This window comes from Burkholderia crassaminum (assembly GCF_964265005.1).
GTDB lineage: Bacteria > Pseudomonadota > Gammaproteobacteria > Burkholderiales > Burkholderiaceae > Burkholderia.
The window spans coordinates 858,099-875,096 of record NZ_OZ183800.1 but is presented as its reverse complement, the minus strand read 5'-3'; the positions used below and the strand labels follow the sequence as shown (position 1 = coordinate 875,096).

The following is a 16,998-nucleotide window of genomic DNA, read 5'->3' as shown; positions in this document are numbered from 1 at the left end:
CCCCTACCCGAAGGAGTTCCCATGCCTCATTTCAAGCCGATGGATCCGGCCTTTCCGATCCAGCAACAGATCGGCATCGACGCGGAGCCGGTCGTCCTCGTCAACGTGTTCACTTTGGCTCCCGACGACGAAGCGGACTTTCTCGCCGTGTGGAAGGACGATGCCGAATTCATGAAGCAGCAGCCGGGATTCATCTCGACCCAGTTGCATCGCGCGCTCGGCGACAGTCCGACTTACCTGAACTACGCGATCTGGGAATCGACCGAAGCGTTTCGCGCGGCCTTCACGCATCCCGAGTTCGTCGCCAAGCTGTCGGCCTATCCGTCGTCCGCCGTCGCGAGCCCGCACCTGTTCCAGAAAGTCGGCGTGGCCGGTATCTGCACTGCGTGAGTGCACGCCCGAATCGCGGCAACACGTGGCATTCGCGGGTGTCCCGTGCGTCGCGGGCGCACCCCGACTTCTCCACAGAAAATGTTGGCAAGCTTGTGGATATCCTGCGCACCGCAACGCTAAACCGTTGATCCGATGGACTTTGGCACGCGTGATGCAGACGAAGCGCCGTTGACGGCCGCCGCGTACACCGCTTCGCCGCACTTCGCATCACGACGCCACGACGACGCACGTCGCAGCCGGCGCACACGCGCCAGCCATGCGCTGCGCCACTTACCCACAGATTTTGTTGGCAAGCTTGTGGATATCCTGCGCAAGGCTGCGCTAACTCGTTGATCGGCCTGCGGTTCATGCGCCGCGTCACGGTTGCGGCAACGTGCAGCCCGGACAGGCGTGCATGCGGACGCTCCCGCGCGACAGACGCGCACCCGCCGCGCACCGCCCTCGCCTTGACGCTCGCGCCCGCCACACGTCAAGATCACGCGAGCCGCACGCGGCCGCGCATCGCCGGCACCGCGCGACGGCTCGACGGGCCGGCCGCTCCGCCCGACACTTCACTCCGAGGAAGGCCATGGAACACTTCACCGCGTGGCAGCTGGTCGTCTCACTCGTGCTCGTCGCCGTCGTCATTTATCCGTACGTCCGCATCGTCCGGCGCACCGGGCATTCGGGCTGGTGGATCCTGACGATGTTCGTCCCGGTCCTGAACTTCGTCATGTTGTGGGTGTTCGCGTTCGTGCGCTGGCCCACGGTCGACGATCGGCAGCCCTGACCGTCGCCATCGCGGCCGCCAGGCTTGTCCACAGATTGTGTTGGCAAGCATGTGGATAGCCTGCGCATACCGCGACCAAGCGCTTGATCCGAAAGACTTTGTCCGCGCTGCCTCAAATGCGGCACGCGGCCCGCAAAGTGCCGCCCGCACGCCGTCTCGCCACATGACGGGCCGCCTTCCGCGCGGGCAAGGCGGCTTGTCCACAGATTGTGTTGGCAAGCGTGTGGATAGCCTGCGCATACCACGCTCAAGCGCTTGATCCGAAAGACTTTGTCCGCGCCGCCTCAAATGCGGCACGGTGGCCCGCGCCACGTCTTGCGCGGCCGCGCACGGGCTTGTCCACAATTTTTGTTGGCAAGCATGTGGATATCCTGAGCATGCGTGACCTAAGTCGTTGATCGCACAACGTTTGATCGCACGGGTCACGACTGCGGCACGGCGCGCATGCGCATCGCGTCACGCACGCCGCGCCGCCCACCTCAACCGAGTGCCTGGACCACGATGCGCGCGACCGATGCGATCACGTCGTCCTTCGCGCGCGCATCGGCACGCGCCTGCGTGTAGTACACGGCCACTGCGATCGGCGCACGCGACGGCGACCACACGACACCCGCGTCGTTGGTCGTCCCGTAGTCGCCGGTGCCCGTCTTGTCGCCGACCGTCCACCCGGCCGGCACGCCCGCACGGAGCCGCTTGTCGCCAACCTTGTTGCCCCGCATCCACGTCACGAGCTGCGCACGCTGCGCGGCCGGCAGCGCATCGCCGAGCATCAGCACGCGCATGCTCGCGGCCATCGCGGCCGGTGTCGTCGTGTCGCGCAGGTCGCCCGGCAGTGCGGTATTCAGTTCGGTCTCCCATCGATCGAGCCTGAACGTGTCGTCGCCAATCGAGCGCGCGTAGGCCGTCACCGCCGACGGGCCGCCGAGCAGCTTCATCAGCAGGTTCGCGGCCGAGTTGTCGCTGTACTGGATCGCGGCCTCGCACAGCGCGGCGACCGTCATGCCTTCGTCGACATGCTTCTCCGACACCGGCGAATAGTTGACGAGGTCGGCCCTGGTATATGTCACGCGCTGTTGCAGCAACGCCGGACGCTCGACGCTCTGCGCAAGCACCGCCGCACTCAGCATCGCCTTGAACGTGCTGCAGAACGGGAAGCGTTCGTCCGCGCGATGCTCGACGACCCGGCCGCTCGCGATGTCGATCGCGCACACGCCGAGGCGGCCGCCCACGCTGCTTTCGAGCTCGGCCAGCATTTGCCCGGCGGCAGCGGGCGCCACGGCCGCCGCAGCGGCTGCGGCCGCGGCGGTTGCCTCGTCCGGCGCGGCGGCCTGCCGCGACGCGCACGCGGTGACGGTGAGAACCAGCGGCGCCGTCGCAGCGGCCAGCAACAGGGTTCGACGTTTCGATGAGTAGGTCATGTCGGTTGTCTCGTGGTGGAATGGAGGCGAATCGATGTTGAAAACGGCCGGCCGCCGAGACAGCACTATCGTGACTTTACGGTTGCCTGACAAGCAACGATAATTGAGCGCTGACAAAAGAAATTCTTATGACCAAGCTCCGCCCTCATCTTCCGCTCAATGCCCTGCGCGCGTTCGAATCGTCGGCGCGCCACCTGAACTTCACGCGCGCCGGCCTTGAGCTGAGCGTGACCCAGGCCGCGGTCAGCCAGCAGGTGCGCTCGCTCGAGGAGCGGCTCGGCTGCACGCTGTTCACACGACTGCCGCGCGGGCTCGGGCTCACCGACGAGGGGCGCGCGCTGCTGCCCGTGCTGAGCGACGCGTTCAGCCGCATCGAGACGGTGCTCAAGCAGTTCGACGGCGGGCGCTTCCGCGAGGTGCTGACGCTCGGCGTCGTCGGCACCTTTGCCCTAGGCTGGCTAATGCCGCGATTGAAGCAGTTCGGCGATACGCACCCGTTCGTCGAGCTGCGGCTGCGGACCAACAACAACGTCGTCGACCTCGCCGCCGAGGGCCTCGACTTCGCGATCCGCTTCGGGGAAGGCAGCTGGCCGGCGACGCGCAACGAGCGCCTGCTCGACGCGCCGCTCACCGCGCTGTGCGCGCCGGACATCGCACGGCGCCTCGCACAACCGGCCGATCTCGCGAACGAAACGCTGCTGCGCTCGTACCGCACCGACGAATGGCTCGGCTGGTTCGATGCCGCGCAGCTCGCACCGTGGGCGGTCAACGGGCCCGTGTTCGATTCGTCGCGGCTGATGGTCGAGGCCGCGATGCAGGGCGCGGGCGTCGCACTCGCGCCGGCGTGCATGTTCGCGCGCGAACTGCAGCTCGGCCTGCTCGCACGGCCGCTCGACATCGACGTGCGCGCCGGCGGCTACTGGCTCACCTCGCTGAAGTCGAAGCCGCTCACGCCGGCAATGACGCTCTTTCGCGACTGGATCGTCGCCGAAGCGGCCGCTACGGCGCAAGCCGAATGACACGGCCCCGCTTGTCCACAGAAAATGTTGGCAAGGATGTGGATATCCTGGGTACCCGGGGCCTAAGCCCTTGATCGCGCACGAATTAGCGCGCCGACGCAGACATCGGGCAGCCCGTGTGCACGGGCTTCGCGAGCCGGTCCCCCGACGGCCCGATCCTCAACTGTCGCGACGCAATCGATTGCAAGTTATCCACAGAATATGTTGGCAAGCCTGTGGATATCCCTCCAATGCGACGCGTAACACGCTGATCCAAAAGGGGATTCATTACGCGGACCTTGCGCGGTCAACCGCGTGGCAGCGCACGCGCTTTCGCACGGCACGCGCCGCACACCCGGCCCGGGGCCGGCCGGTTCTCCACAGATTGTGTTGGCAAGCTTGTGGATATCCTGCGCATCGGACACCTAACTCGTTGAGCGCACGGGGTTTTGTGCTTCGTCTGCGGAATCGGGCAGCGCCGGTGCAGCCCGTGAGGCCAGCGCCGGCGCCATCCGCGCATCAATGCCGGTCAAGCCCGCCGCGCAGTTCGCTCGCCTTGTCGCGCAGCGCCTCGTAACCCGAGCGCGCGTGCTCGGGCAGGTCGGGATCGCCGATCAGCGCGCCGAGCGTTTCGATCAGGCTGAACAGGATGCCCTTCGCCGCGCCGACCGCGATGCTCTGCGATTCGATCGACTTGTGCAGGTGGTCGACCGCCGCTTCCAGGTTCTCGAGCTTGTGCTCGCCGTCGTCGGGCCGGTTGTCGGTCGTCATCGTCTACCTCCGCCATCGTTCAAGGGTCATGTCACGATTCTATGCCGCGTCGCGCGAACGTGGCGCGACATCGCGCAACGTTCGTGCGGCGCCGCACTACAGCACCGCGACCACCTTCACGCGGCCCGGCTGCTCCGCCGACGCGACGACCTGGCCGTCGACGCGGCGGAAGGTGAGCGACACGGTTTCGTCACCGACGTGCAACGCGTCGATCCGCAGCCAGTCGACACCTTCCGGCAGCGTCGGGCGCTCGACGCGCACCTCGTGGCGCGACGCATCGATGCTCACGCCGAGGCAGGCCTGCAGCATCATGAACGGCGCGCCGGCAGCCCACGCTTGCGGCAGGCAGGCGACCGGGTACGCGGTCGGCGGCTCGCCGCGCCGGCGCGGGAACCCGCAGAACAGCTCGGGCAAGCGCATCTCGAAACTCACCGCCGCCTCGAACAGCGCGCGCAGCAGGTTCACCGCGGCCGTCTTGTCGCCGTAGCGCGCGAGGCCGCGCGCGATCAGCGCATTGTCGTGCGGCCATACCGAGCCGTTGTGATACGCCATCGGGTTGAAGCGCGGCTGGCCGGCCGCGAGCGTGCGGATGCCCCAGCCCGTCTGGAACAGCGCCGAGCCGAGCACGCCGGCGACCGCCGCGCCGCGCTCGGCGTCGGGCAGCCCGAACGCGAGCAGGTGGCCCGCGTTCGACGCGAACACGCGGCACAGGTCGCCATGACCGTCGAGCGCGATGCCGTAGAAATCGCCTTCCGGCATCCAGAACAGCGCGTCGACCTGCTCGCGCAGCGTCTTCGCGCGCAACGCGTAGCGCGTGGCGTCGGCCGCGTGGCCGCGCCGGTGCGAGCACGTCGACATCGCATCGAGCGCCGCGCACGCATACGCCTGCACTTCGACGAGCGCGATCGGCCCGTCCGGAAAGCGGCCGTCCGCATGGAACACCGAATCGTGGCTGTCCTTCCAGCCCTGGTTCGCCAGACCACGCTCCGACGTGCGCTGGTAATCGAGCAGTCCGTAAGGATTACGGTCGCATTTGTCGATCACCCATTGCGCGGCGCGCTCGAGCGCGGGCCACAGTTCGTCGATCAGCGCATCGTCGCCGGTGCGTTCGACATACGCGCCCGCGAGCACGATGAACAGCGGCGTCGTATCGACACCGCCGTAGTACAGCGCGAACGGCACCTCGCCCGTCGCGGCCATCTCGCTGCGGCGGAACTCGTGCATGATCTTGCCGGGCTCCGCATCGCGGAACGCGGAGGTCTCGCGCGCCTGGTGCTCGGCCAGGAACCGCAGCACGCCGCGCGCGAGCGACGGCTGCAGCCAGAGCATCTGCAACGACGTGATGACCGCATCGCGGCCGAACGGCGTCGAGAACCACGGAATGCCCGCATACGGGTACGGCCCCGTGTCGAGCTGCGTCGTGAGCAGCCCGAGATCCGCGAGCGAGCGGTCGAGCCACGCGTCGAACAGCGGATTGCCGGTGTTCACGCGCGCCATCGATTCACGCCGCGCGCGCATTTCGCGGTGCACGCCGACGAGCGCGGTACGCAGCGCGACGCGGCCGCATCCCGGCTCCTCTTCACGCACCGGGCCGAGCGTCGCATCGACGGTCAGGTAGATCGACACGCATGCCTGCGCGGCGATCGTCAGCGTGTAGTCGGCACGATCGACCGCCAGCGCGTCGGGTGCCGGCGAGAAATGCACGGTCACGTTGCGCTCGACGCTGTCGAGGCCGTCATAGCGCAGCCGCACCGCGCCCGCGTCGACGCGCGGCGCCGCCACGGTGCCGCGCTTCGGGCGTTGCGTGCCGCGCACCTCGAACATGTCCTTGAAATCGGCCGCGAACGACAGCGACAGCGGCACCTCGGCTTCGCTCGAGCCGTAGTTCGTCAGCGTCAGCGCTTCGTAAAGCACGTCACCCGCGAGCACGCGCATCCGCTCGATGTGGATCACGCCCTCGGGCGTCTCGTGGCCGCCGAGCGGCGGCAGCGGGCGGTTCGTCAGGTGGGCGGTGAACGAAGCGTTATCGGCGCTCGTCGCACCCGACAGCAGCGACGGCGCGCGGCCGCCGAACGTCAGGCGCCATTTCGACAGCACGCGCATGTCGTCGACGAACAGGCCGTCGTCATGACCGCCGATGTCGCCGAGCGCGTCGCCGACCACGAACGCGTTGCCGGATTTCAGCACGTACTGGTTGTTGCGCGCCAGTGCCTGCGGATCGGCTTCGGGCGCGATGAATGCGGGGCCCGACGCTGGGGTCGGGGCAGCAGGCGCGACTTGCGGCGCCTGGGTCGTCGTGGCTTCGGCGTGATTCGGCATCGATGCTCCTGTGTCGAGGCGCAACGCGCGTCGCGCGCCGCGTGGTTCGCACAGGATAGGACAGAACGGGGGAGGTGCGCAGCGACGAAAAAGACGCGACGCCAGGCGACGTTGTCATCGCCGCCCGGCGTCGCGCACAGGCATCTCAAGTGCCGGTCAGAACTTCCACAGGATGTTGCCGAGGATCGCGTTGTCACGCACGCGGCTGCCGTACTGGCCGCTGTACGTGAGGCCGAGCGTCAGGCGCTTCGTGATGTTCGCGTCGATACCGGCCTCGAGCACGGCGCTGTCGCGAGCAATCGGCACGCCCGACACCTGGAACGACGTGCCGCCGTTCGCGAACGTGAACGACGACGACGGACTCGCGTTGCCGAACGCATGCCGCCAGCCGACCGTCCCGCGCGCGGTGAACGTACCGCTCGCGATCGAGCCGAGCTGCGACGCCGCGCGCAAACCGAGGGTCGAGAAGCCGACGTGGGTCGTCTCGCCGCCGGCACGCAGCGCGGCCGCGCCACCTGTTTCCGTATAACCGTCGGTATGCAGGTTCACATACGCGAGGCCCGCGAACGGTTCGATCGCCACGGGCCCGACCGGCAGCGCGTAGCCGACTTCCCCGAACACCTGCGCCGAATTCGCGTCGTAGCCGGCCGAATCGTGATCCGAGAAGCCCGCGAAGCCCGGATTGCGATCGCTGTTGATCCGGTACCACGTGTACGACGCGCCGCCGCGCACGCCGAGCGCACCGTACTGCGCGCCGCCGTACAGCGACAGGTAGTAGCTGTTCACCGACGCCGACGAACTCTGGTCGTTGTCGAGCGAGCTGTGCGTGACCCCCGCGGCCAGACCCGCACGCCACTTGTCGTTGAGCGCCATGTCGGCACCGGCGATGAAACCCGTCATGCTGCGGTTGATCGTCGACGCGTTGCCGTCGCCGGTGAGTCGGCTGCGGCCGCCGAACGCCTGCCCCCAGACAACCGGTTGATAAGGCGTGCCGCCGTAGCAGCCTTCACGCGAGCCGATCCGGCGTTCCGGCGGCAGCGTCGGGTCGACCGCGCCGGCCGTGTTGTCGCCGCACAGCGCGGCACCGCCCGACGACAGCGCGGCAAGCGGGCCCGATCCGGGCGCGAGGCCCTGGCGGACGCGATCGGTCACCGCGTCGCGCACATAGCGGCTGTCGAGCAGCAGCATGCTCTTCAGGCTCGCCTGCAGTTCGCCGTCGAGCAACCCGTATGCGCGGCGTGCGGTGGGCGCGTCGGTCGTCAGCACCGCGTCGTACAGCGGGTTGCCGGCGCCGAGCCCGCCAAGCGCGGTCGCGACCGAACGCTGGTTGGGCGTCGTCGCGACGTCCGGCAGCGACGTGCCGTTCTGGACCAGTCGCAGGTACACGTGATTCGGGTCGTAGCTGAGCGTCGGCATCAGGAACGCGTAGTTCGCATTCACCTGGCTGAACGCGCCCTGCACGCCCGACGCCGCGGTCACGATCGTGTAGGTCGTGCTCGGCTGGTAGCCGCCGCTCTGGTTCGCGAGCACCTGCACGGTGCCGCCGTTCAGTGTCGCCGTGCCGCTGGCCGCGAGGCTGCCGCTTTGCTGCGGCGTGGCCGCGACCTGGAACGTCGAACCCGGCTGGAACGTGACGTTGCCGCCCACGTTCAGCGCCGCGCCCGGTTGTGACGCGGCCGCCGTCGCGCCGCCCTGCACCACGAGGCCGCCGATCGTGCCGGTGCCCGTGACCGTCGCACCGTTCTGCACGGTCACCGTCGACTGGCCGAGCGAACCGTTGACGGCGAGCGTGCCCGCGCTGACCGTGGTCGGGCCGCTCAGCGTGTTCGTGCCCGTCAGCGTCAGTTGACCGCTGCCGGCCTGCGTCAGCGAGCCCGCGCCGGAGATCGCGCCGCCGAACGACAGGTTGTCCGAGCGGTTGAAGACCAGTGCGCCGGCATCGGCGACGTTGCCGGCGATGCTGCCCGACGTGCCGCCGTTGCCGATCTGCAGCGTGCCGGCGCTGATGGTCGTGCCGCCGGCGTAGCTGTTCGCGCCGGACAGGATCAGCGTGCTGCTGCCGCTCTTCGTCAGCGAGCCGTTACCCGCCAGCGTGCCGCCGTAGGCACCGCCGCCCTCGACCGTGAGACCGCCGGTGCCGGTGTCGAGCGTGCCGCCGCTCGCGCCGCTGAGCCCGCCGAGCGTCAGCTGGGTGCCGCCGAGCGCGACATTGCCGCCGTTCAGCGTCAGGCCGCCCGTGCCGAGTGCGCCGCTGTTGCCGATCACGAGCGAGCCGCTGTTCAGCACCGTGCCGCCCTGGAACGTGTTGCTGTTGTTCAGCGTCAGCGTGCTCTGGCCATTCTTGACGAATCCGCCCGAGCCCGACACCACGCCCGACAGCGTCAGATTCGCGGAGCCGCCGATCGTCGTGCTGGCGTTCACCGTCACGGAATTGGCGAGATTCACCGCAGTCGTCGTGTCGATCGTGCTCGGTGCGCTGACCGTCAGCGCGCCGGTGCCGAGCGCGCCGTTGCTGCCGAGCACGAGCGCGCCGCCCGTGACCGTCGTACCGCCCGTGTAGGTGTTGTTGCCCGACAGCGTCTGCGTGCCGGTGCCGCTCTTCACGAGCCCGCCTGCGCCGCCGAGCGTGCCGGCAAACGACGTGTTCGCCGAGCCGGACAGCGTCAGCGGATTCGTGCCCAGCGACACCGTGCTGCCCGCGACCCCGGCCAGCCCGCCGATCGTCTGCGATCCCGCGCCCGCGCCCAGCGTGAAGCCCGTGCCCGACGCGCCGAGATTGACGGTGGTCGAGCCGGACAGCCCGCCGCCCGCGCCGATCACGAGATTGCCCGCGTTGATCGTCGTCGCGCCGCTGTAGGTGTTCTGGCCGGTCAGCGTTTCCGTGCCGCTGCCCGCCTTCGTGATCCCGCCCGTGCCGCTGAGCGCGCCGCTGAAGGTCTGGTTCGAGCTATCGCCGAACGTGAGCGTGCCGCCGCCGAGCGTGACGCTCGTGCCGCCGACACCGGACAGCGAACCGATCGTCTGGTTCGTACCCGACGCGCCGATGTCGAGCGACGCGCCCGAGGTGGTCAGGTTGACCGCGCCCGTCGCCGCGAGGCTGCCGCCCGCGCCGATCACCAGCTTGCCGGCATTGATCGTGGTGCCGCCGGTGTAGGTGTTCGTGCCTGTCAGCGTCTCGGTGCCGCTGCCGATTTTCGTCAGCGAGCCGCTGCCCGTCAGCGCGCCGGCGAAGGTGGCACTGCCGCCGCCGTTGCCGAGCATCAGCGCGCTCGCGCCGAGCGTGACCGTCGTGTTGCCCACGCCGGACAGCGCGCCGATCATCTGGACGCCGTTCAGCGCGCTCAGGTCGAGCGTCGCGCCCGTACCCGCAAGGTTCACCGCGCCCGTCGCCGCCAGGCTGCCGCTCGCGCCGAGCGCCAACGTGCCCGCGTTGACCGTCGTGCCGCCCGTGTACGTGTTCGTGCCCGTCAGCGTTTCCGTACCCGCGCCGGCCTTCGTGATTCCGCCCGTGCCCGTAATCGCCCCGCCGAACGTCTGATTCGTCCCGTCACCGAACGTCAGGCCGTTGCCGCCCAACGCGATCGTCGACCCGCCCACGCCGCTCAGCGCGCCGAACGTCTGTGGTGTGCTCGCCGCGCTGAGATCGAGCGTCGCCCCCGTACCCGTCAGGCTCACCGCGCCGCCCGTCGCGAGGCTCCCGCCCGCGCCCAGCGCCAGCGTGCCACCCGCGATCGTCGTGCCGCCCGTATACGTGTTCGCGCCCGTCAGCGTCTCCGTACCCGCGCCGGCCTTCGTGATTCCGCCTGCGCCCGTAATCGCCCCGCCGAACGTGTGATTGCCGGCATCGCCCAGCGTCAGGCCGTTCGTACCGAGCTTGACCGTCGTGCCTCCTGCGCCCGCGAGACCGCCGATCACCTGCGGCGTGGTCGCGCCGCTCACGTCGAGCGTCGTGCCCGTATTCGCGAGGTTCACCGTACCCGTCGATGCCAGGCTCCCGCCCGCGCCGATTGCCAGCGTGCCCGCATTGACCGTCGTGCCGCCCGTGTACGTGTTCGTGCCCGTCAGCGTTTCCGTGCCCGTGCCGGCCTTCGTGATTCCGCCCGTGCCCGTGATCGCGCCGCCGAACGTCTGATTCGTCCCGTCACCGAAGGTCAGGCCGTTGCCACCCAACGCGATCGTCGACCCGCCCACGCCGCTCAGCGCGCCGAACGTCTGTGGTGTGCTCGCCGCGCTGAGATCGAGCGTCGCCCCCGTACCCGTCAGGCTCACCGCGCCGCCCGTCGCGAGGCTCCCGCCCGCGCCCAGCGCCAGCGTGCCGCCCGCGACCGTCGTGCCGCCCATGTACGTGTTCGCACCCGTCAGCGTTTCCGTGCCCGCGCCAGCCTTCGTGATCCCGCCCGTACCCGCGATCGTGCCGCCGAACGTCGCGCTGCCGCCGCCGTTACCGAGCGTCAGGCCGTTTGCGCCAAGATTGACTGTCGCACCAGCCGCGCCCGCAAGCGCGCCAATCGCCTGCGGCGTGGTCGCACCGCTCACATCGAGCGTCGTGCCCGTATTCGCGAGGTTCACCGTGCCTGTCGCCGCCAGGCTGCCGCCCGCGCCGATCGCCAGCGTGCCCGCGTTGACCGTCGTGCCGCCCGTATACGTATTGGCGCCCGTCAACGTTTCAGTACCGCCGCCTTGCTTCGTCACGCCGCCCGTGCCCGTGATCGCACCGCCGAACGTCTGGTTCGTCCCGTCGCCGAACGTCAGGCCGTTGCCGCCCAACGCGATCGTCGACCCGCCCACGCCGCTCAGCGCGCCGAACGTCTGTGGTGTGCTCGCCGCACTGAGATCGAGCGTCGCCCCCGTACCCGTCAGGCTCACCGCGCCGCCCGTCGCCAGACTGCCGCCCGCGCCCACCGCCAGCGTGCCGCCCGCGATCGTCGTGCCGCCCGTGTACGTGTTCGCACCCGTCAGCGTCTCCGTGCCACTGCCTTGCTTCGTCACCCCGCCCGTGCCCGCGATCGTGCCGCCGAACGTACCGTTCGTACTGCCACCGAATGCCAGGTTGTTCGCACCGAGGTTCACGGTCGAGCCGGCCGCGCCGGTCAGCGTGCCAATCGCCTGCGGCGTGGTCGCGCCGCTCACGTCGAGCGTCGTACCCGTATTCGCGAGGTTCACCGTGCCTGTCGCCGCCAGGCTCCCGCCCGCGCCGATTGCCAGCGTGCCCGCATTGACCGTCGTGCCGCCCGTGTACGTGTTCGTGCCCGTCAGCGTTTCCGTGCCCGTGCCGGCCTTCGTGATTCCGCCCGTGCCCGTGATCGCGCCGCCGAACGTCTGATTCGTCCCGTCACCGAAGGTCAGGCCGTTGCCACCCAACGCGATCGTCGACCCGCCCACGCCGCTCAGCGCGCCGAACGTCTGTGGTGTGCTCGCCGCGCTGAGATCGAGCGTCGCCCCCGTACCCGTCAGGCTCACCGCGCCGCCCGTCGCGAGGCTCCCGCCCGCGCCCAGCGCCAGCGTGCCGCCCGCGACCGTCGTGCCGCCCATGTACGTGTTCGCACCCGTCAGCGTTTCCGTGCCCGCGCCAGCCTTCGTGATCCCGCCCGTACCCGCGATCGTGCCGCCGAACGTCGCGCTGCCGCCGCCGTTACCGAGCGTCAGGCCGTTTGCGCCAAGATTGACTGTCGCACCAGCCGCGCCCGCAAGCGCGCCAATCGCCTGCGGCGTGGTCGCACCGCTCACATCGAGCGTCGTGCCCGTATTCGCGAGGTTCACCGTGCCTGTCGCCGCCAGGCTGCCGCCCGCGCCGATCGCCAGCGTGCCCGCGTTGACCGTCGTGCCGCCCGTATACGTATTGGCGCCCGTCAGCGTCTCGGTCCCGGTGCCGGCCTTCGTGAAACCGCCCGTGCCCGTAATCGCCCCGCCAAACGTGCCGTTGGCGCTGCCGCCCGCCGTCAGCGTGTTGCCGCCCAGGTTCACGGTCGAGCCAGCCGCGCCGGTCAGCATGCCGATCGTCTGCGGCGCACCCGCCGCGCTGATGTCGAGTGCCGTGCCTGTATTCGCGAGGTTCACCGTACCCGTCGATGCCAGGCTCCCGCCCGCGCCGATCGCCAGCGTGCCCGCATTGACCGTCGTGCCGCCCGTGTACGTGTTCGTGCCCGTCAGCGTTTCCGTGCCCGCGCCGGCCTTCGTGATTCCGCCCGTGCCCGTGATCGCGCCGCCGAACGTCTGATTCGTCCCGTCACCGAAGGTCAATCCGTTGCCGCCCAGCGCAACCGTCGCGCCAGCCACGCCGCTCAGCGCGCCGATCGTTTGAGCCGCGCCTGAGCCGCTGATGTCGAAGCTGGCACCCGCCCCGGTGAGACTCACGGCGCCGCCCGTCGCAAGCGAGCCGCCCGCACCCAGCGCCAGCGTGCCGCCCGCGATCGTCGTCCCGCCCGTGTACGTATTCGCACCCGTCAGCGTCTCCGTGCCCGTGCCTGACTTCGTGATCGCGCCCGTGCCACCGATCGTGCCGCCGAACGTGTGATTGCCGGCGTCGCCCAGCGTCAGGTTTTTCGAGCCCAGATTGACCGCCGAGCCGGCCGCGCCCGAGAGTCCGCCGATCGCCTGCGGCGTGGTCGACGCGCTGACGTCGAGCGTCGTACCCGCATTCGCCAGATTTACCGTGCCCGTCGACGCAAGCGAACCGCCCGCGCCGATCGCCAGCGTGCCCGCGTTGACCGTCGTGCCACCCGTATACGTATTCGCGCCGGTCAACGTTTCGGTGCCGGTGCCTTGCTTCACGATCCCACCCGTACCACCGATCGAACCGCCGAACGTCTGGTTCGTCGCGGTGCCGAAGGTCAGCGTGTTGCCGCCGAGTGCGATGTTCGAACCGGTCACGCCGCTCAGTGCACCGACCGTCTGGTTCGCACCCGCCGCGCTGATGTCGAAGCCCGCACCCGTACCGGTGAGACTCACGGCGCCGCCCGCCGCGAGCGAGCCGCCCGCGCCCAGCGCAAGCGTGCCGTTCGCGATCGACGTGCCGCCCGTGTACGTGTTCGTGCCCGTCAGTGTCTCCGTGCCGCTGCCTTGCTTCGTGACGCTCGCCGTGCCCGTGATCGCGCCGCCGAACGTCTGGTTCGTGCCGTCGCCGAACGTCAATCCGTTGCCGCCCAACGCAACCGTCGTGCCGGCCACGCCGCTCAGTGCGCCGATCGTCTGAGCCGCGCCTGAACCGCTGACGTCGAACGTTGCGCCCGCACCGCTCAGGTTCACCGCACCGCCCGCCGCAAGGCTGCCGCCTGCGCCCAACGCCAGCGTGCCGCCCGCGATCGTCGTCCCGCCCGTGTACGTGTTCGTGCCCGTCAGCGTCTCGGTGCCCGTGCCCGACTTCGTGATCGCGCCCGTGCCGCCGATCGTGCCGCCGAACGTGTGATTGCCGGCGTCGCCCAGCGTCAGGTTTTTCGAGCCGAGATTGACCGTCGAGCCAGCCGCGCCCGCGAGACCGCCGATCGCCTGCGGCGTGGTCGACGCGCTGACGTCGAGCGTCGTGCCCGCATTCGCCAGATTCACCGTGCCGGTCGCCGCAAGCGAACCGCCTGCGCCGATCGCCAGTGTGCCCGCGTTGACCGTCGTACCGCCCGTATACGTGTTCGCGCCGGTCAGCGTTTCGGTGCCGCTACCTTGCTTCGTGACGCCGGCCGTACCGGTGATCGAACCGCCGAACGTCTGGTTCGTGCCGTCGCCGAACGTCAATCCGTTGCCGCCGAGTGATACGGTCGTGCCGGCCACGCCGCTCAGCGCGCCGACCGTCTGGTTCGCACCCGATGCGCTGATATCGAAGCTGGCGCCCGCGCCGCTCAGGTTGACGGCGCCGCCCGCGGCAAGGCTGCCGCCTGCGCCCAGCGCCAGCGTACCGCCCGCAATCGTCGTGCCGCCCGTGTACGTATTCGCACCGGTCAGCGTTTCGGTGCCGGTGCCCTGCTTCACGATCGCGCCCGTGCCGCCGATCGTGCCGCCGAACGTCTGGTTCGTCGCATCGCCCATCGTCAGCGTGTTGCCGCCGAGCGCGACGGTCGTGCCGGCCACGCCGCTCAGCGCGCCGACCGTCTGGTTCGCCCCCGACGCGCTGATATCGAAGCTGGCGCCCGCACCGGCGAGGTTCACGGCGCCCGTCGCCGCAAGCGAGCCGCCCGCGCCCAACGCCAGCGTGCCCGCATTGACCGTCGTGCCACCCGTATACGTATTCGCGCCCGTCAGCGTCGTGGTGGCGGCCCCGTTCTTGGTCAGGCCACCGGCCCCGGACACCTGCCCCGACAGCGCGAGGTTGTTGCTGCCGCCCAGCGTGAGGGTCGCACCGGTGTTGATCGCGATGTTGTTGCCGACCGTCATGCCGGTGTTGGTGTCGAGCGTGCCTGACCCGCCGACGGTCAGCGTGCCCGTGCCGAGCGCGCTGCCGTTGCCGAGCACGATGCCGCCGCTGTTGAGGTTGGTACCGCCCGAGTAGGTATTCGCGCCGCTGAGCGTCAGCGTCCCCGTGCCGTTCTGCGTCAGGCTGCCGCTACCGTTGATCGAGCCGGACAGCCCGAGATTGTTGCCGCCCTGCACCGTGAGACCGCCCGCGCCGAGCGTCACGTTGTTGTTGAGGTTGACGGCCGAGTTGGCGCTCTGGATCGCCCCGCCGTTGCCCGTGATCGTGCCGGTGCCGAGCCCCGCGTTGTTGTCGACGATCGCGACGCCGCCGCTCAGCGTCGCGTCCTGCGCGGTGGATGCACCGCTCAGCGTCCACGTACCGCTGCCGACGTCCAGGTGCTGGAAATTGATGTAGTTGCTGCTGTTGATCGAGCCGGTCGCCGGCCCGCCGCCTTGCTGCAGGTTGAGCGTGTTGTTGCCGCCCGCGCCGCCGTCGACGACGCCCGTCGCCGCGACGTTCATCGTGTTCGGGCCGACCGTGATGTTGAACGCGCCGCCGGTGCCGCCCGCCGTGTTGACCGACGAGCCCGTCATGGCATTGAACGTGTTGTAGCTGTTCGCGCCCATCGACACGCTGCCGTTGATCGTGCCCGAGTTGGTAAACGTATTGCCCTGCCCGGGCGTGCCGTTCGAGCCGAACGCTACGCGGCCGTTGATCGTGCCGCTGTTGTTCATGTTGACCGTGCCGCCGCCGTATGCGGTGACTACCGGCGCGTCCGCGCCGACGAGGGTCGCACCGACCAGCGGATTGGACCCGATCGTGCCGGTGTTTGTAATGTTCGACGTGCCGCCGGTACCGTTCTGGACCGATAACGCCATGCCCGTCACGCCGCTGATCGCCACGCCGGTCGAGCCGTTCATCGTGCCGTTGTTGACGACGGTGGTGTTCGCGCTCGCGGACGCGTTGCCGACCACGGCCCCGCTCGACAGCACGCCGAGGCCCGTGCCGAGTGCGGACGGATCGATCGTGCCGTTGTTGGTCAGCGTGACGCCGTTGCCGGTCAGCGACATCGCGGTGCCGCCGACGCCGAGCAGCACGCCGACGCTCGCGCCGGGGTTGACCGTCGCGTGCACGTTGTTGGCGGCGTTCGAATAGCTCGGCTGCAGCGGGTTCGCGATCCCGGAACAGGTCACTGTCGTGCCTGCCGTGCTGCAGGTCGCATAGGCGGGAACAATGCCTGCGCCGGACAGCGCCAGGAAAACGCCCGTGGGCAACAGCAGTCTCGGAAACGGCTCGCCGGCTTTTTTCGAACGCGCAAGATTCATGCTTTCCCTCGTTATTGGCTTTGGTATTGGTATCTCGGCCGCACCGGGCGGCCAACAGCAGAAAATCGCGGACAAAATAATCCGCCCCGGCGGTCGCAATGCGACGTCGGCTTATTCGTGGATGAATTTTTAATCGGCCCTGGATTGCGAACGCGAAACTAGTCGAATGACATGACGGTAGCCCCTTGTTTTTCTGCAGCGACTTTCTGGTTGGTTTGATTACTGCCCTGCTTTTTGTCAGACAAGGCTATATCAAACTCACGCCATTTTCCAGTCGATGTTTACCCATCGGATCAGGGGCCTGGGATCGTGTATTTTTTACCCGCCGAGGCATGCTCGCCGACCGCATCCAGCATGTTTCCCGCGCGGCTCTTTTGATTTTTCTCAAAAAACACCGGAATCACCGCATCCGCGAAAACACCGATACACGGCCACGATTGGCGCCACACGGATTCCGTGCGCACTATATTTTTTCTTGCGAATCGCTGACGCAGATAATCCGTGCCCGGTTAATCGATCGATAAAAGCGGGGTTTTCAGGCGTTACATCAATCGCGTCAACTTCCGCGTTGCACCAATTACGCAATCCGGATCGCCATCGCGTGCGCCGCACCGACGGCCGT

Annotated in this window: 9 protein-coding genes; 4 read left to right on the top strand and 5 right to left on the bottom strand. The window is 68.8% G+C overall.

Annotated features, from left to right (window positions below; all coding sequences use genetic code 11):
• Positions 1-21: 21 nt before the first annotated feature.
• Together ACPTTF_RS20980 and ACPTTF_RS20975 are read left to right on the top strand one after the other, a co-directional pair.
• The gene (locus tag ACPTTF_RS20980) at positions 22-390 is read left to right on the top strand and encodes an antibiotic biosynthesis monooxygenase family protein (RefSeq protein WP_166961891.1); all 369 of its coding nucleotides are present in this window, start codon (positions 22-24) and stop codon (positions 388-390) included.
• Between the two features lie 571 nt (positions 391-961).
• On the top strand, positions 962-1,162 hold the full coding sequence (locus tag ACPTTF_RS20975) for a DUF805 domain-containing protein (RefSeq protein ID WP_166961889.1): 201 nt from the start codon (positions 962-964) through the stop codon (positions 1,160-1,162).
• 479 nt (positions 1,163-1,641) lie between these two features.
• Here the strand turns inward: ACPTTF_RS20975 and blaPEN-bcc are convergent, their stop codons facing one another.
• Positions 1,642-2,580 carry a PEN family class A beta-lactamase, Bcc-type gene (blaPEN-bcc, locus tag ACPTTF_RS20970; RefSeq protein WP_423368038.1) on the bottom strand — a complete coding sequence of 313 codons (939 nt, stop codon included), beginning with the start codon at positions 2,578-2,580 and terminating at the stop codon, positions 1,642-1,644.
• Between the two features lie 128 nt (positions 2,581-2,708).
• Between blaPEN-bcc and penR the strand changes: the two genes are divergently transcribed.
• Complete coding sequence (gene penR / locus ACPTTF_RS20965; RefSeq protein WP_166961884.1) at positions 2,709-3,599, top strand: beta-lactamase transcriptional regulator PenR; 891 nt, start codon at positions 2,709-2,711, stop codon at positions 3,597-3,599.
• Between the two features lie 498 nt (positions 3,600-4,097).
• Here the strand turns inward: penR and ACPTTF_RS20960 are convergent, their stop codons facing one another.
• The 3 genes from ACPTTF_RS20960 to ACPTTF_RS20950 form a co-directional block, all read right to left on the bottom strand.
• The gene (locus ACPTTF_RS20960; RefSeq protein WP_006482135.1) at positions 4,098-4,349 is read right to left on the bottom strand and encodes a hypothetical protein; all 252 of its coding nucleotides are present in this window, start codon (positions 4,347-4,349) and stop codon (positions 4,098-4,100) included.
• 96 nt (positions 4,350-4,445) lie between these two features.
• The gene (locus ACPTTF_RS20955) at positions 4,446-6,668 is read right to left on the bottom strand and encodes a glycogen debranching N-terminal domain-containing protein (RefSeq protein WP_423368037.1); all 2,223 of its coding nucleotides are present in this window, start codon (positions 6,666-6,668) and stop codon (positions 4,446-4,448) included.
• A 156-nt stretch (positions 6,669-6,824) separates the two neighbouring features.
• Entirely contained in the window at positions 6,825-16,376 is a 9,552-nt protein-coding gene (locus ACPTTF_RS20950) for an autotransporter-associated beta strand repeat-containing protein (protein WP_423368036.1), read from the bottom strand.
• On the opposite strand from ACPTTF_RS20950, the gene ACPTTF_RS20945 reads away from it, so the two are divergent.
• A complete protein-coding gene (locus ACPTTF_RS20945) occupies positions 16,318-16,509 on the top strand; it encodes a hypothetical protein (RefSeq protein WP_166961413.1) in 192 nt (63 codons plus the stop codon). The genes ACPTTF_RS20950 and ACPTTF_RS20945 overlap by 59 nt on opposite strands.
• A 160-nt stretch (positions 16,510-16,669) precedes the next feature.
• Here ACPTTF_RS20945 and ACPTTF_RS20940 read toward each other — a convergent pair whose 3' ends face one another.
• The gene (locus tag ACPTTF_RS20940) at positions 16,670-16,840 is read right to left on the bottom strand and encodes a hypothetical protein (RefSeq protein WP_423368035.1); all 171 of its coding nucleotides are present in this window, start codon (positions 16,838-16,840) and stop codon (positions 16,670-16,672) included.
• Positions 16,841-16,998: the final 158 nt, after the last annotated feature.

What these genes read in the sequence shown, in the direction of transcription:
- ACPTTF_RS20980 (WP_166961891.1), top strand. Translation starts at nt 22, where the DNA reads ATGCCTCATTTCAAGCCGATGGATCCGGCCTTTCCGATCCAGCAACAG.
- ACPTTF_RS20975 (WP_166961889.1), top strand. Translation starts at nt 962, where the DNA reads ATGGAACACTTCACCGCGTGGCAGCTGGTCGTCTCACTCGTGCTCGTC.
- blaPEN-bcc (WP_423368038.1), bottom strand. Translation starts at nt 2,580, where the DNA reads ATGACCTACTCATCGAAACGTCGAACCCTGTTGCTGGCCGCTGCGACG.
- penR (WP_166961884.1), top strand. Translation starts at nt 2,709, where the DNA reads ATGACCAAGCTCCGCCCTCATCTTCCGCTCAATGCCCTGCGCGCGTTC.
- ACPTTF_RS20960 (WP_006482135.1), bottom strand. Translation starts at nt 4,349, where the DNA reads ATGACGACCGACAACCGGCCCGACGACGGCGAGCACAAGCTCGAGAAC.
- ACPTTF_RS20955 (WP_423368037.1), bottom strand. Translation starts at nt 6,668, where the DNA reads ATGCCGAATCACGCCGAAGCCACGACGACCCAGGCGCCGCAAGTCGCG.
- ACPTTF_RS20950 (WP_423368036.1), bottom strand. Translation starts at nt 16,376, where the DNA reads ATGAATCTTGCGCGTTCGAAAAAAGCCGGCGAGCCGTTTCCGAGACTG.